The sequence below is a fragment of the Alcanivorax sp. 24 genome, from assembly GCF_004360225.1.
Classification (GTDB): Bacteria; Pseudomonadota; Gammaproteobacteria; order Pseudomonadales; family Alcanivoracaceae; genus Alloalcanivorax; species Alloalcanivorax xiamenensis.
Genome location: NZ_SNUA01000012.1, coordinates 77,681 through 98,787, shown reverse-complemented (window position 1 = coordinate 98,787; position 21,107 = coordinate 77,681). Strand labels below are relative to the sequence as shown.

Annotated in this window: 20 protein-coding genes; 15 read left to right on the top strand and 5 right to left on the bottom strand. The window is 60.7% G+C overall.

Features of this window, described 5'->3' with window-relative positions:
• The first annotated feature begins 1 nt into the window (after position 1).
• Positions 2-631, top strand: a complete 630-nt coding sequence (locus E0L37_RS15770) for a TetR/AcrR family transcriptional regulator (protein ID WP_133492667.1) — start codon at positions 2-4, stop codon at positions 629-631.
• Positions 632-725: 94 nt separating this feature from the next.
• Here the strand turns inward: E0L37_RS15770 and E0L37_RS15765 are convergent, their stop codons facing one another.
• Positions 726-1,496: an enoyl-CoA hydratase/isomerase family protein gene (locus tag E0L37_RS15765; RefSeq protein ID WP_133492666.1), complete on the bottom strand. Its 771-nt coding sequence runs from the start codon at positions 1,494-1,496 to the stop codon at positions 726-728.
• Positions 1,497-1,872: 376 nt separating this feature from the next.
• Between E0L37_RS15765 and E0L37_RS15755 the strand changes: the two genes are divergently transcribed.
• The 8 genes from E0L37_RS15755 to E0L37_RS15720 all read left to right on the top strand — a co-directional run bounded on the left by E0L37_RS15755 (position 1,873) and on the right by E0L37_RS15720 (position 9,827).
• Positions 1,873-2,550 (top strand): histidine phosphatase family protein, encoded by a 678-nt coding sequence (locus E0L37_RS15755; protein ID WP_133492665.1) that lies wholly within the window; start codon positions 1,873-1,875, stop codon positions 2,548-2,550.
• 39 nt (positions 2,551-2,589) lie between these two features.
• Complete coding sequence (locus E0L37_RS15750) at positions 2,590-3,798, top strand: acyl-CoA dehydrogenase family protein (protein WP_133492664.1); 1,209 nt, start codon at positions 2,590-2,592, stop codon at positions 3,796-3,798.
• A gap of 101 nt (positions 3,799-3,899) precedes the next feature.
• Complete coding sequence (locus E0L37_RS15745) at positions 3,900-4,931, top strand: phosphotransferase family protein (protein ID WP_133492663.1); 1,032 nt, start codon at positions 3,900-3,902, stop codon at positions 4,929-4,931.
• Between the two features lie 134 nt (positions 4,932-5,065).
• Positions 5,066-5,830 (top strand): SDR family oxidoreductase, encoded by a 765-nt coding sequence (locus E0L37_RS15740; protein ID WP_133492662.1) that lies wholly within the window; start codon positions 5,066-5,068, stop codon positions 5,828-5,830.
• 49 nt (positions 5,831-5,879) lie between these two features.
• A complete protein-coding gene (locus E0L37_RS15735) occupies positions 5,880-6,662 on the top strand; it encodes an SDR family NAD(P)-dependent oxidoreductase (protein WP_133492661.1) in 783 nt (260 codons plus the stop codon).
• Positions 6,663-6,829: 167 nt separating this feature from the next.
• Positions 6,830-7,630, top strand: coding sequence for an SDR family NAD(P)-dependent oxidoreductase (locus E0L37_RS15730; RefSeq protein WP_133492660.1), 801 nt, complete (start codon positions 6,830-6,832; stop codon positions 7,628-7,630).
• Between the two features lie 35 nt (positions 7,631-7,665).
• Complete coding sequence (locus tag E0L37_RS15725; protein WP_133492659.1) at positions 7,666-8,583, top strand: SMP-30/gluconolactonase/LRE family protein; 918 nt, start codon at positions 7,666-7,668, stop codon at positions 8,581-8,583.
• Between the two features lie 263 nt (positions 8,584-8,846).
• A complete protein-coding gene (locus tag E0L37_RS15720) occupies positions 8,847-9,827 on the top strand; it encodes a carbon-nitrogen hydrolase family protein (RefSeq protein WP_133492658.1) in 981 nt (326 codons plus the stop codon).
• A gap of 2 nt (positions 9,828-9,829) precedes the next feature.
• On the opposite strand, the gene E0L37_RS15715 is transcribed toward E0L37_RS15720, so the two are convergent.
• Both E0L37_RS15715 and E0L37_RS15710 read right to left on the bottom strand, forming a co-directional pair.
• Complete coding sequence (locus E0L37_RS15715) at positions 9,830-11,218, bottom strand: sigma 54-interacting transcriptional regulator (protein WP_133492657.1); 1,389 nt, start codon at positions 11,216-11,218, stop codon at positions 9,830-9,832.
• A gap of 275 nt (positions 11,219-11,493) precedes the next feature.
• Entirely contained in the window at positions 11,494-12,918 is a 1,425-nt protein-coding gene (locus E0L37_RS15710) for an aldehyde dehydrogenase family protein (RefSeq protein ID WP_133492656.1), read from the bottom strand.
• A 312-nt stretch (positions 12,919-13,230) separates the two neighbouring features.
• On the opposite strand from E0L37_RS15710, the gene E0L37_RS15705 reads away from it, so the two are divergent.
• From E0L37_RS15705 to E0L37_RS15680, 6 genes are all read left to right on the top strand, one after another.
• Positions 13,231-14,019 (top strand): SDR family NAD(P)-dependent oxidoreductase, encoded by a 789-nt coding sequence (locus E0L37_RS15705; protein WP_133492655.1) that lies wholly within the window; start codon positions 13,231-13,233, stop codon positions 14,017-14,019.
• 129 nt (positions 14,020-14,148) lie between these two features.
• Positions 14,149-14,958, top strand: coding sequence for an IclR family transcriptional regulator (locus tag E0L37_RS15700; protein WP_236564046.1), 810 nt, complete (start codon positions 14,149-14,151; stop codon positions 14,956-14,958).
• 43 nt (positions 14,959-15,001) lie between these two features.
• Positions 15,002-15,469 carry a PaaI family thioesterase gene (locus E0L37_RS15695; RefSeq protein WP_236564047.1) on the top strand — a complete coding sequence of 156 codons (468 nt, stop codon included), beginning with the start codon at positions 15,002-15,004 and terminating at the stop codon, positions 15,467-15,469.
• 357 nt (positions 15,470-15,826) lie between these two features.
• Complete coding sequence (locus E0L37_RS15690) at positions 15,827-16,528, top strand: response regulator transcription factor (protein WP_133492654.1); 702 nt, start codon at positions 15,827-15,829, stop codon at positions 16,526-16,528.
• 72 nt (positions 16,529-16,600) lie between these two features.
• Positions 16,601-17,770 (top strand): nitric oxide-sensing protein NosP, encoded by a 1,170-nt coding sequence (nosP, locus tag E0L37_RS15685; RefSeq protein ID WP_133492653.1) that lies wholly within the window; start codon positions 16,601-16,603, stop codon positions 17,768-17,770.
• On the top strand, positions 17,763-19,169 hold the full coding sequence (locus E0L37_RS15680) for a hybrid sensor histidine kinase/response regulator (protein WP_133492652.1): 1,407 nt from the start codon (positions 17,763-17,765) through the stop codon (positions 19,167-19,169). The genes nosP and E0L37_RS15680 overlap by 8 nt, the downstream gene beginning before the upstream one ends.
• A gap of 655 nt (positions 19,170-19,824) precedes the next feature.
• On the opposite strand, the gene E0L37_RS15675 is transcribed toward E0L37_RS15680, so the two are convergent.
• Complete coding sequence (locus E0L37_RS15675) at positions 19,825-20,358, bottom strand: rhodanese-like domain-containing protein (protein ID WP_240687486.1); 534 nt, start codon at positions 20,356-20,358, stop codon at positions 19,825-19,827.
• 1 nt (position 20,359) lies between these two features.
• A complete protein-coding gene (locus tag E0L37_RS15670; RefSeq protein WP_133492651.1) occupies positions 20,360-21,034 on the bottom strand; it encodes a pentapeptide repeat-containing protein in 675 nt (224 codons plus the stop codon).
• Positions 21,035-21,107: the final 73 nt, after the last annotated feature.

Here is a 21,107-nt window from a genome sequence, read left to right as displayed (position 1 = left end):
CATGACGGACATCGACCTCACCGCGAGCCCCCGCGATACCATCCTGGATGCCGCCGCGCGCTGCTTCATGGATCGTGGCTTCAACGCCACCAGCATTGACGACATCGCCAGTCGCCTGGGCGCCACCAAAGGCATGGTGTATCACTACTTTTCCTCCAAGGCGGATCTGTTCTTCGAGATTCACCAGATCGGCATGGACGCCTTGTTCAAGGCCGTGGAGCCCTTGTCCGAGGGCACGGGGGACGCGGTGAGCAAACTGCGGACCATGAGTGCCGCCCACGTTCATTCCCTGATTCAGACCCAGCATTATCAGCGCGCCGTTGCCGAGGGCGTGCAAATGCATTTACGCATCAGCACCACTCGTGCCCAGCGGGCGCAACTGACCCGGTTGCAAAACCGCCGTCGCCGCTATGAACAAATGTTCCTGACGGTATTGGAGCAGGGCATCGTCGAGGGCAAATTGCGGGCGGAACAGCCGCGTATTGCCATCAAGCCCTTGTTCGGAGCGCTCAACTCGGTGATCAATTGGTACCAGCCGCGCCGGGAAAGCGGACCGGGGGCGCGTGATGAGGTCGTCGAGGAGGTAGTGCGGGTGGCCCTGGCCGGCGTCGTGGTGCCGGGTAAGGGGTAGCCCGCTGACTTCGCGGCCAAGGCCGCTTCCCACAGAGGGCACTACGGAGTCGCTGTGGGAAGCGGCCTTGGCCGCGAATGGGAGGGTGCCGGCGTTACTTGTTCAGGAACCGGTCGAAAATCGCCCGGGTCTCGTCGCTGAACAGGCGCTCACCGAACAAAACGGTTTCTTTCTTGATCTGCTCACGGATGGCGTCAGCCCCGTGGCGGGTCAGCTGCTTGGTGTACTGCATGGCCTGCGGCGGCTTGGCCGCTACTTTCTTGCCCAGTTCCAGAGCGCGCTCGCGCAGTTCTTCATCACTCACCCGGTAAGCGATCAGGCCCATGCGCTCGGCTTCCTCGGCGGTCAGGGTGTCACCGGCGATCAGCAGACGGTTGGCGTTCTGGCGGCCCAGCAAGCCGGGAAGAATCAGGCTGGAACCGGCTTCCGGCACCAGGCCGAGATTAATGAAGGCGGTGTAGAAGCGGGCGCTGTCGGCGGCCATCACCAGGTCGCAATGCAGCAGCAAGGTAGTGCCGATACCGGTGCAGTTGCCTTGGACGGCGGCGAGCACGGGCTTGTCCAGCTCAATCAGGCGGTGCACCACCTCCATGGCGGGACTGATCTTGCCGTTCTTGCGGGCTTCCGGATCGGCGTTGAGGAAATCACCGATGTCGTTGCCGGCACAGAACGAACGGCCATCGCCGTCGATCAGCAGGGCATTGAGATCATCACGATCACGGAAATGGTCCACGGCGCGGGCCAGGTCCCGGTACATCTCGGCGGTGAGCGCGTTCAACTTGTCGGCGCGATCCAGGGTGACTTGCATCAGGGCGTCGTGCTCGGTAATGCGGATGTGGCCGCTTTTCAGCTCCAGTGAACTCATTTCGGTCTCCCGGTTGGCATCATTTGTAGGGGGCAGGGCTTGGGAAAATATCGGAATTCGGTTTCGTTTTGCAACAGAAAAGAGCGCTAGCACGCAACACGCCGGCACGCTGGCACGCAAATGAGGGGACGACCTGTCGGTCGCGCTGATGTTGATCTCAGCGGGGTTGACAGGTAGTGAGGCCTGGCAACGCTATTTGTTGCGTGTTGCGTGTTGCGTGTTGCGTGTTGCGTGTTGCGTGTTGCGTGTTGCGTGTTGCGTGCAAGCATCTTGTCATGCACCAAACTAATCCGCTGACATTCAAAATATCAATTTCACTAACTTTACCCCCTGTTCTAGGCTGTAACCATCATTTGCTCACAGGCAGAGTCGTTACATGGCCCGTTTCTACCTCATCCGGCATGGTCAGGCGTCCTTTGGCGCGGCCAATTACGACAAGCTCTCTGATCTGGGACACCAACAGTCCCGCTGGCTGGGTGAGTATTTTCGCGAGCGGGGCACCGGGTTCGATGCCCTGATCACCGGCGATCTGGTGCGCCATGTGGAAACCGGCGCCGGCATCTGCGAAGGGCTGGGGCAGGACCTGCCCACCGACCGGCAGCCTGGCCTCAATGAATTCCAGTTTCATGCCCTGGTGGACGCCTATCTGAGTGCCTATCCGGAGCAGATGCCGGAGCCCGGTGCGCCGGTATCCGCCTTTTACCGCCTGCTCAAGCGGGCCATGGTGGAATGGCGGGAACAGCGTCTGAGCGGCAATTTGCCGGAGACCTGGCGTCAGTTCTCCGATCGCGTGGCCGCCGCCATGGCCCACCTGCAGGGTCGTTACAGCGATCACGACCGGGTACTGGTGGTCAGCTCCGGTGGCGCCATTGCCATGTGGATGCACCACTTGCTCAAAACCGCCGACGAAACCGTGGTGGAGCTGAATCTGCAGATACGTAACACCAGCGTCACGGAAGGCTTCTTCAACCAGAAGGCGTTTCGCCTGTCCGCGTTCAATCAGGTTCCCCACCTGGACCGCGAAGACCGGCAGGACGCCGTTACCTATACCTGAAATCAGTGGCACGGGGCAGTAACCCCCGGGGAGAGAGAAATGAACTTCGAGTATTCCGACAAGGTTAAGGAACTGATCGCCCAGGTGCGCGACTTCATCGACAGTGAAGTAATCCCGGCGGAACCGACCTATGAAGAGCAACTGGCGAAAAGCCCGTGGGAAACGCCGCCGGTGTTGGACCAGTTGAAAGAGAAAGCCAAGGCGAAAGGGCTGTGGAATCTGTTTCTGCCGCGTGAGCACGGAGATTTCACCGCCGGCCTGACCAACCTGGAATACGCACCGCTGGCCGAACTGATGGGCCGCCACCACATTGCTTCCGAGGCGTTCAACTGCGCCGCCCCGGACACCGGAAACATGGAAGTGCTGGCCAAGTACGGTAACGCCCAGCAGCAAGAACAGTGGCTCAAGCCATTGCTGGAAGGCAAGATCCGTTCCGCCTTCGCCATGACCGAGCCGGAAGTGGCTTCTTCCGACGCCACCAACATTGAAACCTCGATCACCCGCGATGGTGACGATTATGTCATCAATGGCCGCAAGTTCTATATCAGTGGCGCCATGCGCAAGTCTTGCGAAATCATGATCGTGATGGGCAAGACCGATCCGGACAACCCTAACCGTCACCAGCAGCAGTCACAGATCCTGGTGCCCACCAATACTCCGGGTGTTACCGTTAAACGTCCGATGTACGTGCTCGGTTCCGCTGATGCGCCGGAAGGCCACGCCGAAGTGATCTTCGAGAACGTGCGCGTGCCGAAGGCAAACATCATCCTGGGTGAAGGGCGTGGCTTCGAAATCGCCCAGGGGCGTCTCGGCCCGGGCCGGATTCACCACTGCATGCGTTTGATCGGCGCTTCCCAGCGCGCGCTGGAACTGATGTGCAAGCGCGCCAACGAGCGAGTGGTATTCGGTCAGCCGATGATCAAGCATGGCTCCGTGCGCGAGGACATCGCCAAGAGCGCCTGCGAGATCGAGCAGGCCCGTCTGCTGACTCTGAAAGCGGCGGACGCCATGGACCGCTATGGCAACAAGGAAGCGAAGGAACTGATCGCCATGATCAAAATCATCGCTCCGAACATGGCGTTGCGGGTGATCGACCGTGCCATGCAGATTCACGGTGCCGTGGGTCTGAGCCAGGACACCCCGCTGGCCGGCTTCTTCGCCTACGCCCGTACTCTGCGTCTGGCCGACGGCCCGGATCAGGTGCACATGATGCAGTTGGGTCGTAACCTGGCCAAACAACTCGGCTGAAACCGGACAACCGGTTATCACTGAGTTACGTTGAAACAAACGCCGGCGGCGTCGCTTAGCGACGTTGCCGGCTTTTGCGTATCGGCATAAGGAGGAATCGCATGTCCCAGGTGGATACCCTGGATACCCAACGTCTGGCGGACTATTTGCAACAGCATGTGGACGGGTTCAAAGGCCCGGTCACCGCGGAAAAATTCGCTGGCGGTCAGTCCAATCCCACGTTTCGAATCAAGGCCGGTTCCGGCGAATACGTACTGCGCCGGCAACCGCCGGGGAAACTGCTCAAGTCCGCCCATGCGGTGGACCGGGAGTACCGGGTGATGGCCGCGCTGAAGGACACCGAAGTGCCGGTGCCGAAGGTATTCCATCTGTGCGAGGACCGCGACGTGATCGGCTCCATGTTCTACTTGATGGAGTTCTGTGAAGGCCGGATCTTCTGGGACGCGGCCATTCCCGAAGTGGACAATGCCGAGCGCACCGCCATGTATGACGAAATGAATCGTGTGCTGGCGGCGCTGCACAGCGTGGACCCGGCGGCGGTGGGGCTGGCCGACTACGGCAAGCCCGGCAGTTACTTTGAACGTCAGTTGGGCCGTTGGGGCAAACAGTACCGCGCCTCGGAAACCCACCGCATCGAAGCCATGGAAGAACTGATGACCTGGCTGGAAGCGAATCAGCCCGCCGATGACGGCCAGGTTTCGCTGGTGCACGGCGACTATCGTCTGGACAACATGATGTGGGCTCCCAAGGAAAGCCGCGTTATCGCGGTGCTCGATTGGGAACTGTCCACTCTGGGGCACCCGCTGGCCGATCTCGCCTATCAGTGCATGCAGCTGCGCATGCCGCCGAAGAGTGGAAACCTGTCCGGGCTGCAGGGCAAGGACCGGGCGGCCCTGGGTATCCCCTCGGAAAAAGAGTATGTGGCGGCGTACTGCCAACGGCGCGGTATTGACGGCATAGACCATTGGGAATTCTATCTGGCGTTCAGCTTCTTCCGGCTGGCGGCGATTGCCCAGGGCGTGGCCAAGCGCGCTCTTGACGGTAACGCTTCCAGCAAAACCGCTGGGTGGGCCGCCCAGGTGGTGGAGCCACTTTCGCAAATGGCCATGCAGGTGGTCCGCGAGGGCGCTTGAGACAGCACCTCGCTGATGCGGGTTTCGAAGCCGCTGTGGGAGCTGGCCTGCCAGCGAAAGGGCGGCTTTGCCGCCCGGCGGGATTCCAGAGACCTTTCCAAAGGTCCTTCCAAGAATTTTCAAGGAGAGCATGAATGAGCACCAACCTGTTTGATCTGACCGGAAAAATCGCCCTGGTCACCGGCGCCAGCCGTGGCATCGGTGAGGAAATCGCCAAGCTGTTGGCGGAGCAGGGCGCTCACGTGATCGTCTCCAGCCGCAAGATCGACGGCTGCCAGGCGGTAGCGGACGTGATCAACGCCGCCGGCGGCAGTGCCGAGGCCTTCGCCTGTCATATCGGTGAGATGTCGCAAATCGAGGCCATCTTCGCCTTCATCAAGGAAAAGCACGGCAAGCTGGACATCCTGGTCAACAATGCCGCCGCCAATCCGTACTTCGGCCACATCCTCGATACTCCGGTCACCGCGTTCGACAAGACCGTGGACGTGAACCTGCGCGGCTATTTCTATATGTCCGTGGAAGGCGCCAAACTGATGCGTGACCATGGCGGCGGCGCCATCGTCAACACCGCCTCCATCAATGGCCTGTCACCGGGCAACATGCAGGGCATCTATTCCATCTCCAAGGCGGCGGTGATCAGCATGACCAAATCCTTCGCTCAGGAATGCGCTCAATTCAATGTGCGGGTGAACGCTTTGTTGCCCGGTCTGACCAAAACCAAGTTCGCCGGGGCGTTGTTCGAGCAGGAAGAGATCTACAACAGCGCCATTGCTCAGATCCCCATGCATCGTCACGCCGAGCCGCGTGAAATGGCCGGCACGGTACTCTACCTGGTGTCCGACGCGTCCAGCTACGTCACTGGCGAATGCGTGGTGGTGGATGGCGGCTTCACCATTTAATGCGAACGGGTGAGCCATAGAGGCAGGTGATTAACCAAGGAGAGAATGCATGGATCCGATGCTGGACTTCACCGGCAAGGTGGGACTGATCACCGGCGCCGCCAGCGGCTTCGGCAAGATGTTGGCCGAGGAACTGGGGCGCCGTGGCGCTTCCCTGGTGATCGGGGATATCAATGAAGCTGCCTTGCAACAGGTGGCGGAGGAACTGGCCGGGCAGGATATTCCGGTGCGTGCATTGCGTTGCGATGTATCCCGGGAAGCGGACTGCAAGGCCATGGTGGACACCGCCGTGACGGAGTTCGGACGGCTGGACATGGCGGTGAATAACGCCGGCATCGCTCATGATTTCGTCGCCATGCACGATATCGATGAAGCGCTGTTGGACCGGCAGATCAACGTCAATGTCAAAGGCGTGATCTTCGGCATGAAATACCAGTTGCCGGCGTTGATCGAAGCCGGCGGTGGGGCGGTGGTCAACACCGCCTCCATGGCCGGTATCGGCGGCGCGCCCAAGCTGGCGCCCTACGCCGCCGCCAAACACGCGGTGATTGGTGTCACCCGCACCGCGGCGGTGGATTACGGCCGGCGCAATATTCGCGTCAACGCGGTTTGCCCCTATTACACGCTGACTCCGATGCTGGAGGGCAATGAGGGTATCGCCGCCGGTGAGGATGCCGGGAAGACACTGGCGATGATGGCTTCCGGTACACCGATGAAACGGTTGGGCCGCCCCGAGGAAATCGTGGCGGTGATGATGATGCTGTTGTCGCCGGCCAATACGTTTATGAATGGTCAGGCGTTGGCGGTGGACGGCGGCGTTTCGGCGTTTTGATTAGAAACTGCTTGCACGCGACACGCTTACACGCTGGCACGCTAAAGGCGGTAGTCGTTCGCCGACCTTGATTACAGGCTGGAATCTTGACGCCGTAACCTGGATGCATACGCTTTTGCCGGCGTGCAAGCGTGCAAGCGTGCAAGCGAAATAACAGGAGAACAATCATGAGCAATCGTTTGGCGGACAAAATCACCATCATTACCGGCGCCACCAGTGGCATTGGTGAAGCCACCGCGCGTCGCTTCATCGAGCAGGGCGCCACCGTGGTACTGGCCGGCCGCTCCGAGGAGAAGGGCCAGGAACTGGCCAAGGAACTGGGTGAGCGCGCGGTGTTCAAACGCACCGACGTCATGAAGGAAGAGGATATTGCCGCCCTGGTGGATTTCACCGTGGATCGGTTCGGCCGTCTGGACGCGCTGTTCAACAACGCCGGTGCCGGTGACCGCACCACGTATGAATCCTTCGATGAAGAAGAGTTCGCCCGCATTATGCGATTGCTGGTCGGCGCTCCGGCGTTCGGCATCAAGCATGCCGCCCGGGTGATGAAGGACAGTGGTGGCGGGGCCATCATCAACAACGCCTCGATCGCCGGGTTACGCCGCAATCAAGGTGGCTACCTGTATTCCTCCGCCAAGGCGGCGGTGGCGCACATGACCCGTTTGGCTGGCGCGGACCTCGGCCCTTATGGTATCCGCGTCAACGCCATTTCCCCGGGGGCGGTGGCCACGCCGATCTTCTGGGGCGGCTCCCAGCGTGCTCAGAATCTCAGTGACGAAGAGAACGACAAGAAAATGGCCAAGTTGCAGTCCAACCTGGCCAAGGCCACGCCGATGCCGCGCTCCGGCTTCGCCGACGATATCGCCTACGCGGCGGTGTTCCTGGCCAGTGATGAAGGTTCTTTCATCAACAGCCATGATCTGGTGGTGGACGGCGGCCGGATCGCCATGTTCAACGAGAACCCCTGAGGCTCCTGTCGATTCCATAACAAAGGACGAGCCGTATGTCCGAGATGACCGTGATTGCCGAGGGCCTGAAGTTTCCCGAAGGCCCCATCGCCATGCCCGATGGCAGTGTGATTCTGGTGGAAATCGCCGCCGGACGCCTGACCCGGGTATTACCCGATGGCCGTAAGGAAGTGGTGGCCGAGCCCGGCGGTGGCCCCAATGGTGCCGCCATCGGCCCCGACGGCGCTTGTTACGTGTGCAACAATGGCGGCATGCGTTTCCACGAAAAGAACGGCCTGCTGTTTCCCGGCGACATGCCCAAGGATTACAGCGGTGGCCGTATCGAGCGCATTGACCTGAACACCGGTAAGGTGGAAGTGCTGTACACCGAGGTGGACGGTGAACCGCTCAAGGGACCCAACGATATTGTTTTCGATAAAGCCGGCGGCTTCTGGTTCACCGATCTGGGCAAGGGGCGTGGCCGCACTCAGGACCGGGGTGGTTTGTACTACGCCAAGGCCGACGGTTCCATGGTCAAGGAAGTGGTGTTTCCCATCGTCAGTCCCAATGGGGTGGGCCTGTCACCGGATGAAAAAACCGTGTTCGTGGCGGACACGATCCCCGGCCGCCTTTGGGCTTTCGAGATCGCCGGAGAAGGAGAGATCAAACGGGCGCCCGGACCTTTCCCCGGCCGCTTCGTCGGTTCCCCCGAGGGGCTGAACTTCTTTGACTCCCTGGCGGTGGATGGGGACGGCAATGTCTGTGTGGCCACCATCTTCAACCCGGGTATCACCATTTTCGCTCCCGACGGCTCCAGCATTCGTCATTTCCCCACCGACGATGCCATCACCACCAACATCTGCTTCGGTGGTGAGGATCTGCGCATCGCTTACATCACCTTGTCCAGTTCCGGAAGGCTGGTGGCGGTGCCGTGGGAAAGGCCCGGTCTGGCGCTGAATTTCCTTAATAAATAAGGGCTATTCGCCGCTCCTGCGGAGGTCTCCAAGGAGTCCCTGTAGGAGCCAGCCCCGCAGGCGAACCCAATAAGTCAGAACGAACTTATTGAGCCGAAAACGACTCTTTTTGATCGTGCCCCTCATTCTGGCATGACCCCGTCTTGAATCTCTTTCCGTGCCCCTGAAATCAAACCAAAAGCAGTTCGATTCCGATAATGAAGCCATCGCACACCGGCCGCTAAGCTCGAATGATTCAACAACAAAGACGAGCGAGGTCGACGATGAAACACAAGATAGCCACGGTGATTGCGTCCCCGGTGATCTTCGATCTGGAAGCCACGGCGAAAAAATGCCGTGGCATCATTAACGAAGCGGCGGACAAAGGGGCGTCGCTGGTGGTGTTTCCGGAAACCTTTCTGCCCATGTATCCCTGGTGGATCTGGATGGCGGTGGATAACGTCAAGCGCCTGGAACTGTACGAACGCCTGGCGGGGGAGTCGGTGGATGTACATGGCGATGCGTTCAAGTCCATCTGTTACCAGGCACGCCGCCGTAACGTTCACGTGGTCATCGGCCTCAACGAAATCGGCGGCGACACTTTGTACAACAGCCAGGCGTTCATCGATAACCGTGGTGATCTGATCGGCTTGCGCCGCAAGCTGGTGCCCACCGGTGAGGAGCGCACCTTGTGGGGCAGGGGGGATGGCAGCGATCTGATGGTACTGGAGACCGAAATAGGACGGCTGGGCGGTCTGATCTGCTATGAGAATTCCATGGCGTTGTCCCGTTACGCACTCTATAGCCAGGGGCTGCAGATCCATGTGGCGAACTGGCCCGGTTCCAACTTCAAAAGTCAGCCCCGTGACCGGACCCGCACCATTGATACCGTATGCCGATTTATCGCTTTCGAGGGGCAGACTTTCGTGGTGGCGTCGTCCTCCTGCATTGGCGAGGAGGAAGTGCGCTTCTACCACCAGCTGTGCCCGGAGTTGAAGGAGAGCTTTGCCGCCGGCGGCGGTATCGCGGCGGTGTACAACCCGTTCGGCGAGCCGGTCGGCACGCCCATGACCGACCGGGAAGGCATTGTCTACGCGGATCTGGACCTGGGGGATATTCGCAAAGCCAAGCACATGATCGACTGCGTCGGGCACTACGCCCGCCCGGACGTGGCGCGACTGGTCATCGATGACGGTGGCAAGCAGCCGGTGACGGGGTTTACCAATGCCCGTCCCCAACCGCTCGGCTTCGAGTTTGATGATTGACGTCAGGCCAGCCCGGGGCGTCCTGGCTGGCGCACTTTGATGGCGTACTTGCGCGCTTTTCTCACCGCGGAGGTCTGGCTGATGCCGAGCGCATTGGCCACCCCGTAGGTGGTTTCGTATCGCGAGTAGGCTTGCTGCAGGACGCGCCGCTCAGTGTCTTCCAGGATCTGTTTCAGCGACGTGGCTTCGGGCCTCCCCCGGGCGCTGACGGCCCCTTCCGCCGATGACAGGCCGCCAACAATGGTGTGGCCTTCGCTGTTCACATAAAGGCGTTCCATGGTGTTGCGCAGTTCGCGGATATTGCCACTCCAGGGTGCATCGCGAAGTTTCGCCAATAGCGCGGTGGAGATGCCGATTTTTCTGCCGTAGCGTTTCGACAACTGGTCGAGGAACTGACGGGCCAGCAGTGGGATGTCCTTGCGGCGCCGGCGTAGCGGCGGAATATCGATACGGTACACGTTGACGTGGTAGTACAAATCGTCGCGAATACGGCCATCACGGCGTTGCTGTTCAAGATCGTCGATGCTGGAGGACAGCACCCTCACATCCAACTCAACCGGTTTGTCGCCGCCGTGGCGATAATGGACTCCGCAGGCGAAAGCGCTGGCCAGCTTCATCTGGATCGCCACGGGCAGGGCCGCGATATCCTCAAGATAAAGCGTCCCGCCCCGGGCCAGCTCCAGTAGTCCCGGCCGTACTCGCGGGGAGCCCTGGGTATCGCCGGTCTCCTCGCTGCCGAACAGTTCCCGCTCCATCCGCTCCTCGGGCAAAGCGCCGCAGCCGAGTTTGATGAACGGTTGGTGCCGCCGCTCACTGTGATCATGGATCCAGCGGGCCAGACGATGCCGGCCGGAACCGGGTTCGCCATGCAGTAACACGGGCGTTTCAAAGGCCGAGATGCGTTCGGCCTGGTGCATCACCGATTGCATGCTCTGATCTTCGGCGATTAGTTTGCCGTCTTCGTCGAGCCGGGATTTCAGGTGGGCGATTTCGTTCTGATAGGCCAGGTTGCGGGCCTCGGCCCGTTCCAGCTTTTCTTTCAGCGCGCTCAGTTCGGTAATGTCGCGCACGTTGGAAATGACTTTGTCGATAGTGCCGTCGGTATTGAATACCGGTGTCGCGGTGACGATGGTCTCCACTCCGGTGCTGACGTGTTGAAGGATGGTGACGACGTCCTGCTTCTCCAGTGCCAGCAGAGTGGCGCTGACGTCGAACATTCCCCGCTCGACCAGGGTTCGCATGTTCAGACCGATCACATTTTCCCGCTTGAGGTGGGTGATGCGGCAAATCGCTTCATTGATGAACAGCGTGGTGCCGATGGCATCGGTGATCCAGATACCGTCGTAAGAGGATTCCACCGCTCTGGTGATATCGGACAGAGAGACGGTCATGGGACGCCTCCGTTACTCATTATTGTGAAAAAGAGATGTGAAAAAGAGATGTGAGAGAGGGGCGTGAAAGAGGGATGGCGCCCCCTGAAGCATGGCTGTCCCACGGTTTGAGGGCAGCCCGCGTACACCACCACGCTGACACGTAAATCGCTGCTAAAGCTTCCCACAGCGGCCTTGTCGAGACCTCTGAATGGATCTTTCCAAGGCCCGCTGTCCGGCATTGAACATAGCGTGCCAGCGAATTTTGGCGCTCCGCTCACGAACCGCCCCGACTATCACAGCATGATCGATTTCACCTCGGTGAACTCCTCCAGACCATGGCTGCCCCACTCACGGCCGACGCCGGAATGTTTGTAGCCGCCAAATGGCGCATTGAGATCCAACTGGGCGCCGTTCAGATGCACCATGCCGGTACGCAGGCGGCGGGCGATGGCGGCGGCCTCGTCCTTATCCGCGGCGTAGACATAGCCGGACAGCCCGTAGTCGGAATCGTTGGCGATGGCCACCGCCTCGTCGAGGGTGTTGTACGGCAGCATGGTCAGCACCGGCCCGAAGATTTCTTCACGGGCGATGGTCATCTGATTGTTCACCTCGCTGAACACGGTGGGACGGGCGAAGTAGCCTTTCTCCAGACCTTCCGGTTTGCCCGGACCACCGCACACCAGCTTGGCGCCTTCATCGATGCCGCGCTGGATCAGCGTCTGCACGCGCTCGAATTGGCGGGCGTTGGCGATCGGTCCCATCTGCGTCTCCTTTTCGGCGGACGGTCCCACCTTTATGGACGCACAGACCTTGGCGGCGATTTCCTCGGCCTGGGCCAGCTTGTCCGCCGGCACCAGCATACGGGATGGGGCGTTACAGCTCTGCCCGGTATTGGTCATCATCGACATGACGCCATGGGTCACGGCCTTCTCCAGGTCGCAGTCCGGGGTCAGGATATTGGCGGACTTGCCGCCCAGTTCCAGCGACACCTTCTTGAAGGAGTCGGCGGCCTCCCGGCTCACCGAGGCTCCGGCACGGGTGGAGCCGGTAAGGGACACCATGTCCACACGGGGGTCGGAGGAGAGCATCGGGCCGATCTCGGCGCCGTCACCGTAGATCATGTTGAAGACGCCGGCGGGCACTCCTGCTTCGTCCATGATTTCGGCGAACACGCAGGCCGACAGTGGCGCGAACTCGCTGGGTTTGAGAATCATGGTGCAGCCGGCGGCGATGGCCGGGCCGACCTTGCAGGTGACCTGATTCATGGGCCAGTTCCAGGGCGTGATCATGGACACCACACCGGCGGGTTCATGGCGGATCAGGGTTTTGCCGGTGTTGGTTTCGAATTCGAAATTGCGTGCCACTTCCAGAGCGGTGGCCAGGTGACCGAGACCGGTGGGGGCCTGCACTTTAGCGGCCAGACCGTGGCGGGGCGCGCCCATTTCCCGGCTGATGGCGTCGGCCATGTCGTCCAGACGGCGCTTGTAGGCGGCCAGGATTTTTTCCAGCAGCGCCAGACGCTCTTCCACCGGTGTGGCGGCGAAGTCATCGAAGGCGTCGCGCGCGGCCTGTATGGCACGGTCGGTGTCACTGTTGCCGGCCAGATACAGAGTGCCCTCGGAGGCTTCGGTAGCGGGGTTGATGACGGGATATTCGCGGGCGTCGTCGCCGGGTTTTACCCAGGCGCCGTTGATATAAAACCGAGCCAGGTTTTCCATGAGAGTGCTCCTTGTTATTTGGTGGACCGTTCTTCGTGAGAGGACAGGGACAATACAATGCCCCCGGGGCGGCCAGAGGGTCAAAACAAATTAATGAAACACTATTCCAAAATGTTGACCGGCCGGCCCGCTCATGTCATCTTCCTGGAAAACGACAATCCAAGGAACCCCCTGAACGAACCGGTGGCCGTTTTTGCCCGGCTGCGCTCTTTCCCGGACGCTCCCAATCCGAACCGTTCCGCCGGCCCGGTCGTGGCAACGGCGATATGTCGTGGTTTTCAGTGGGTTCCCAATAACAAATGAGGAGAATGCATGAACCGCTTCGATCAGAAGACTGTCCTGATCACCGGTGCCGCCAGTGGCATTGGCCGTGCCGCCGCCCTGCGCTTTGCCGAGGAAGGCGCGCGCCTGGTACTGGTGGACCGTAACCTGGCGGGGCTCAAGGAAACCCGGGCCGCGCTGCCCGCCGGAACCGAGGCCACGCTGCGTGAAGTGAATGTGGCCGACGAGCAGGCGGTGAAGGCGCTGGTGGATGACATCGCCGCTTCCCACGGCGGCATCCAGGTTCTGATCAACAACGCCGGTACCGCCGGTAACGACCACTCTCCAGTGACCGAGAACAATACCGACAACTGGAACACCATCCTGTCCGTGAATCTGCTCGGTCCCATGTTCTTCATCCGCGCGGTGGCGCCTTATATGAAAGAGCAGGGAGGCGGTGCCATCGTCAATACCGCCTCGGTGGCGGGCATTCGTTCCGGAGCTGGTGGTAACGCCTACAGTGCTTCCAAGGCCGGCGTGATCAGCCTGACCAAAACCACCGCCTGTGATCTGGGCGGCTATAACATTCGCGTCAACGCGGTCTGCCCGGGATTGATCGAGACCGGCATGACCAAGCCGGTATTCGATTACGCCCGCGAAAACAACAAAGAGGAAAAGCTGGGCAGCCGTTGCGAACTGCGTCGCTATGGGCGCCCTGCGGAAATCGCCGCGGCCATGGCCTTCCTGGCCAGCGACGACGCCAGTTACGTCACCGGTCAGGCGTTGGCGGTGGACGGTGGCAATACCGCCTCGTTGAACCTGCCTGGTATGAAAGTCTGATTGACGCGAATACCGGGTCAGTCTGGTATATTTGGCGCTTTTATCGACAACTATAAGATTCATTCATAAAGAAAGAGCGGGATAAACCCGCTCGCCATAATCCCGAAGCCTGACCGAGGAAAGAACACAATGCGACGAGCCCCTATGGGTAAAGAGGCCCAGTCGGCGGAGAAAGACCGGAACTTCGTCACCGCCCTGGCGCGGGGACTGGAGATCCTGCGTTGTTTCGGCCCTTCCGACGATTACCTGGGTAACGCGGAATTGGCCAAACGCACCAATATTCCCCGCCCCACGGTATCGCGAATGACCGCTACTCTGACGCAATTGGGCTACCTGCGTTATGTGGAGCGATTGGAAAAATACCGCCTTGGCCCCGGCGTGCTGGATCTCGGTTACCGTTATCTGGCCGGGGAGGGCGTCCGCGATATCGCCCGTCCATTCATGCAGGATCTGGCCGATGCCACCGATTGCATGGTGGCGATCGCCGCCCCCAATGGTCCGTGGATGAGCTACATCCAGGTGTGCCAGGGCAGTGGGCCGCTGGTGCTGCGATTGACCGTGGGGTCACGGGTGCCGATGGCGGGGTCGGCGGTGGGCCGGGCCTATCTGGCCGGTCTCTCCGAAGAGGATCGCGACACCCATCACCGCCTGATCCGCGAGCACGATCCGGAAGGCTGGCCGGAGTGGGAGAAAGGCTTGCGGAAGGCTTATCGCGAATATGAAGAATACGGTTTCTGCACCTCCGATGGGGAATGGAACCGCGATATCAGCGCCGTGGGGGTTCCCCTGGTGCTGGACAACGATTCCACCGTGATCCCCTTCAACTGCGGCGGCTCCTCGCTGCGTTTGAGCCGGCGGATTCTGGTGGAAAATCTCGGCCCCCGGCTCAAGGAGCTGGTGGGACAAGTCAAGGAAATGTTGCAGGGCCGGGACGTGTGACGATCGGTGAGCCGACTCCGCGTCCGGTCCGGGAGAGCAGTGAGTGAGCAGTAGTATGACGCCGGACGTGGTGCCGGCCCTGAACCAGGCCGCGGAGAAATTCAAACACGGGTTTCTGGGGACCATTGGTTTCCACTTTCTGGAATGGGAAGAGGACCGGGTGGTGCTCGGACTCAACGTGGAAGATAAGCATCTCAACCTGGGTAACGTGATTCACGGCGGTGTGCTGGCCACGCTGCTGGATGTGTCTGGAGCCTGCTCCGGCACCTATTGCCCCTATCCGGGGCGGGTGCGCAAGGCGTTGACCCTGTCGCTGACCACCACCTTCACCGGTCAAGCCGGCCCGGGTCTGGTGCGTGCCATCGGCGTGAAGCGGGCCGGCGGTAACCGTATCTTCAACTCGTCCATGGAGGTGTTGGATGCCAACGACCGGTTGCTGGCGTTTGGCGAAGGCACTTTCCGCCTGCGTGGCGGTTCCGAGGATCCCAAGGGCGTGGTGGTGGATTACTAGGCGAGGTGACCGGACGCCGGACGCTTTAGGTAAGAGGCTGGACGCCGGACGCTTTAGAACACCTCCTCTTCGAACATTGCGGAAATAAAAAAAAGCGTTTTAGTGCTTGCCAGGGCGTTGGGTCTGGTTTTGCATTACCGGCGTCCGGCGTCCGGCGTCCGGCGTCCGGCGTCCGGCGTCCGGCGTCCGGCGTCCGGCGTCCTATCCCTAAGTCCCGTCTTTATAGTACTTTCGGCTAATTCCCTCATTTGATGGCGGGGACCGTCAAAACCCTGTGCTATGCTCCTTGGTATAAGTGTCTCCGGCCGATGGCGGGAGACACCGACCTTGGACCGATTGAGGCAGGAGCGGAACCCCATGTATCAGGTTCTGGTTGCCGACGATCATCCGCTGTTTCGTGAAGCTATCGCCCGTGTCATTGACGATGGTTTCCCCGGCACCACGTTGCTGGAAGCATCGGACCTGGATTCCACGCTGCGCCTGGTGGCCGAAAACGACGACCTGGACCTGGTGTTGCTGGATATCCATATGCCGGGTATGCAGGGGCTCAGCGGCCTGGTACGGCTGCGTAACGAGTTTCCCACGGTACCGGCGGTGATCGTCTCGGCGGAAGAAGAAAAAAGCGTTATTTTGCAGTGCATCACCTATGGCGCGGTGGGTTTCATCACCAAATCCTCGCCCCGTAAACAGATGATTCAGGCGCTGCGTCAGATTCTTGATGGTTCGGTGTATCTGCCTTCCCACATTATCCGAGCTGAGGGCGCCGGGGCGGCGATGGGGCGTTACGATCCCTCGTTCCTGCCGGCATTGCTGGAGACACTGACTCGCAAACAACTGCAGGTTTTCGAACGCATGGCTCAAGGCGAGTCCAACAAGGTCATCGCCTATAAGCTCAATATCGCCGAGAGTACTGTCAAGGCCCACGTTTCGGCGATACTGCGCAAGCTCGGCGCCACCAATCGGGTGCAGGCGATCCTGTCCGCCAGCGATATCGATTTTTCCGCCTATCTGAAAGCGCCTTCGGTAGCGGCGCGGGATTCGGCGGTGAGTCCCCGTTAGTCCTGGCCGTCGGAGTGCATGAACCGGGTAACGAAGGCCGGGTAAATAACAACAAGTATCCGGGAGTAGACCATGACCGCTGCCCCGCCACAGGCGGTGTTGACCGCCTACAGCGACGCCCGCGACGAACAGGTGGCGGCGCGTCAGATCGCCGAGAGCCTGATTCACCCCAATCTGGGGTTCGTGCTGTTTTTCTGTTCGATCGAGTATGACCTGGACCGTCTCGCCGATGCCCTGAACGGTGAGTTTCGGGATTTGCCCATTTGCGGTTGCACCTCCGCCGGGGAAATCACCGCCCGTGGCTACGACCGCAATACGCTGGTGGCAATCGGCTTCGATGCCCGCTTCTTTTCCGCCGGCCATCATCTGATCGAGCACATGGACGGCTTCGGCCTGCTCGATGCTCAGCAACTTACCGACGGCCTGCTGTCGCAATGCCGGGAACGGGCCCAGGGGCTCACGCCGAATGAGGACAATACTTTTGTATTGACGTTGCTCGATGGCCTGTCGGTGAACGAGGAAATCGTCATCGCCACGCTCAACGCGGCGCTGGGGTCGATTCCCAGCTTCGGCGGTTCCGCCGGCGATGATTACCGGCTCGCGCAAACCTATGTCTATTGCGGGGGGCGCTTCTACAGCGACGCCGCCATTGTCGTAATGGTCAGCACGGTACTGGATTTCGAAGTATTCAGCACCCACCACCTGCATCCGTCCACGCCGAAGCTGGTGGTCACCGCCGCTGATGCGGAACGACGGGTGGTGCACGAGTTGGATGCGGAGCCGGCGGCTCTGGCCTATGCGCGCCTGGTCGGGGTGCCGGTGGAGCAGCTCGATGACGTGGTGTTCGCCCGCTACCCGCTGGCGGTGCGCATCAATGATCACTATTACGCCCGCGCCATTCAAAAGGCCAATCGGGACATGAGCCTGTCGTTCTATTGCGCGGTGGAAAACGGCATCGTGCTGACCGCCATGCGCAACGCCTCGCTGCACGACAATCTCACCAATACCCTGGATGACATCGAGTCGCGTCTGGGACCGCCCTGGGTGGTGATCGGCTGTGACTGCTGTCTGCGGCGGGCGGAACTGGAAGCCGATGAGGAGATTCCCCAGGCGTCGGAGCTGTTGCGTCAGCACCGGGTAGTGGGTTTTTGTACCTACGGTGAGCAATATAATGGCATGCATATCAACCACACCCTGACCGGCGTGGTGATTGGGCGCAAAATGGGCGCCGGTAATGGCTGATACCAGGAACGGTTCCGACAACGCCCGTCAGTCCCCCTGGGATTTGCACGAAGCGCGTCTGATGGCGGAGAACGCCCGCCTCCGGCGGATCTGTGATGCCCTGATCGAACGGGTGGAGGGCAGTGGCATGGCGCCCACCGCGCCCTACGCGGCGTTTCAGCACTCGGTGGTTCTGGCCCAGCAGGTGCGTGAACGTACCCAGGCGCTGCGGGAAACCAATAGCCAACTGATGGCGGAGATCGAGGAGCGCCGCCGGGTGGAACAGCGGCTGCGCGAGGCCACCGATAAAGCGGAACAGGCCAATCTGTCGAAAACCAAATTCGTGGCGGCGGTCAGTCATGACCTGATGCAACCGCTCAACGCCGCCCGTCTGTTCACCAGCGCCTTGCAGGAGGACTCCGACGAGCGGGCGTCGCCAATGCTGAATCATATCGACACCGCGCTGCGCGATCTGGAATCACTGATCACCACGCTGTCCGACGCCTCCAAACTGGATGCCGGCGTGGTCAGCGCGGAGACCATGGCGTTCCCTCTGAGTCAGCTGCTGGATGTGCTGGCGGAGGAGTTCAGACAGATGGCGGGGTTGAAGGGGCTGCGCTTCCGCTACGTGCCCACCTCCCTGGTGGTGCGTTCGGATCCGCAGTTGCTCAGCCGCATCATGCGTAATCTGCTCTCCAATGCCATTCGTTACACCGACCGGGGCACTGTTTTGCTGGGCTGCCGGCGCCGCGGCGCCGAAGTGGAGGTGTGGGTGGCGGATACCGGCATTGGTATCGGTGAGGATCAGATCCGCTCCATTTTCCAGGAATTCAAGCGTGGCAAGCGGGCGGTGGAATATCACGAGCGCGGCTTGGGGCTGGGCTTGTCGATCGTGGAAAAGATCAGCCGTATTCTTGAACATCCGCTGTCGGTGACTTCCCGGGAAAACCAGGGCTCCCGGTTTCTGTTGCGCCTACCGGTGAGCAACGTGAGCCAGGCCCGCCAGCAGGCCCTGGCGCAGTCCTCCGAGGAACACTCCGCTTTGACCGGCCTGCGGGTCTGGGTGGTGGACAACGACAGAGCCATCTGCGCCGGTATGCGCACCTTACTGGAACAGTGGGGCTGCCAGGTGGTGGCGGCGGAATCCCTGCCGGAACTGCGCCAGCAGGTGGATGTTGGCGCGGGAGATGCTCAGGTGTTGATCATGGATTACCATCTGGACCCGGACACCGACGACGGCTTGACCGTTGCCGGACAGATCAACGCGGCACGCAGCGAACCCTTGCCGGTGATCATGCTCACCGCCGATCGTGAACAGGCGTTGAAGCAGCGCTGCGCGACGCAGGGCTATATGTTGCTGTATAAGCCGGTTAAACCGATGAAACTGAAGCTGGCGCTGCAGCATGTTCTGACGGGATGATGGGTTGATTCGCTTGCAAGCAAGCTTCCCACGGTGGCTTTGTAGCATGATCTGTGGGAGACCAGCTTGCTGGCGAACGCGGCCTTTGGTGGGGGATTGGCTCGCGGGCAAACGCCCAAGCGGCTTCGTAGCCCATTGCCGCGGGAAGCGGCCTTGGCCGCGAATGCCTCCCGGGGCGTTGCCATTCGCTTGCAAGCAAGCTTCCCACGGCGGCTTTGTAGCATGATCTGTGGGAGACCAGCTTGCTGGCGAACGCGGCCTTTGGTGGGGGATTGGCTCGCGGGCAAACGCCCAAGCGGCTTCGTAGCCCATTGCCGCGGGAAGCGGCCTTGGCCGCGAATGCCTCCCGGGGCGTTGCCATTCGCTTGCAAGCAAGCTTCCCACGGCGGCTTTGTAGCATGATCTGTGGGAGACCAGCTTGCTGGCGAACGCGGCCTTTGGTGGGGGATTGGCTCGCGGGCAAACGCCCAAGCGGCTTCGTAGCCCATTGCCGCGGGAAGCGGCCTTGGCCGCGAATGCCTCCCGGGGCGTTGCCATTCGCTTGCAAGCAAGCTTCCCACGGCGGTTTTGTAGCATGATCTGTGGGAGCCAGGCGTGCTAGAGCTCGCAAGGCACCATAGAATCTCCCTCAGCGGCTTTGTAGCTGCCTCTGAATTCAGAGAAGGGGCTCTGGCCGCGCCGCTTCCACCTTGCCGCCGGCTTCCCGCCAACCGTCCACGCCATTGCGATACCAGTACACCGAAGTGTAGCCATCGGCCGCGGTACGTTTCGCCACATTCCAGGACAACCAGCAATCCGCGCGGCAGAAAAACACCAGAGCGCGATCCTTATTGTCTTCCGTGAGCCGTTGCAGATGCCGATCCAGATAGTCCCGCCAGCGATGCTCCAGCGGTGTGTTGCCGGTGTTGGGTAACCAGATTGCTCCGGGCAGCGTCCAATGCGGAGTGTCCTGCAAAAAACCGCCGTTGGCGTAACCAACATTGTAGACATCGATCAGAACCACGCCGGGTTCGGTGGACAGTATGGTTTTCAATGCCTTGGTATTCAGCGTCACGGCACCTTCCACGGCCTCCGGGGTGGGGGAGCGGTAGGGCGGCAGACGATATCCTTTGGCATCGAAACCGCCGCTACCGGACGCCGGCAGCGCGACGGTAGCGACGAATAACATGATCAGGAAACGAGTGATCATCTCACCAGTCCTGCGGGCAGCCGCTGCAGTTCTTCATGTAGGTGCCCTGGAAATTGGTGAAGCGCAGGCGCGCGCCAGTGACATCGGCGCCTTCCAGAGTGGACAGGTTCAACTTGGTTTCCTGCAGGTTGGCGTCGCGCAGGTCCGCATTTTGCAATTTTGATTTATTCATCCAGGCCATTTCCAGATTGGCGGCGCGCAATGTGGCGTGTTGCCAACTGGCTCGGGTGAGACGGCCGAACCGCAGATCCGCGCCGGTGAGATCGGCGCCGTCGAAACGCGCGTTCTGGGCGAACAGGTTCCAGCTTTGTACCGCCACCAATTTCGCCTGACTGAGGTTGGCGGAGCGCAGGTTGGTGCTGTACAGCGTGGCACGGGTCAGATCGGCGCCGCTCAGATCGGCGCGCTCCAGATTGGCGCCGCGCAAATCCGCATGACGCAGATCGGTGCCGCGCAGATTGGCGTTGCTGAAATCGGCGCCGCGTAAATCCAGGTTGGAAAGGTCGGCGCCGGACAGGTCAGCACCGGGACAATGGGTTTGTGCCTCGAGAACACAACCGTTGTGTTCCGGTGGCGTCCAGAGGTCGTCTTCGGCGGCGTGCGGGGTATTACCCAGCGTCATTGCGCCGGCGGCCACCAGAAGACTGCTTAGCAGGAGTTTGGAACGCAGTGCCATGACATGCTCCCTGGGCCCGGTTTGTGGCGGGCCGGTGTTATTGTTGTGGTGAAGGAGCGGCACCTTGAAGGGC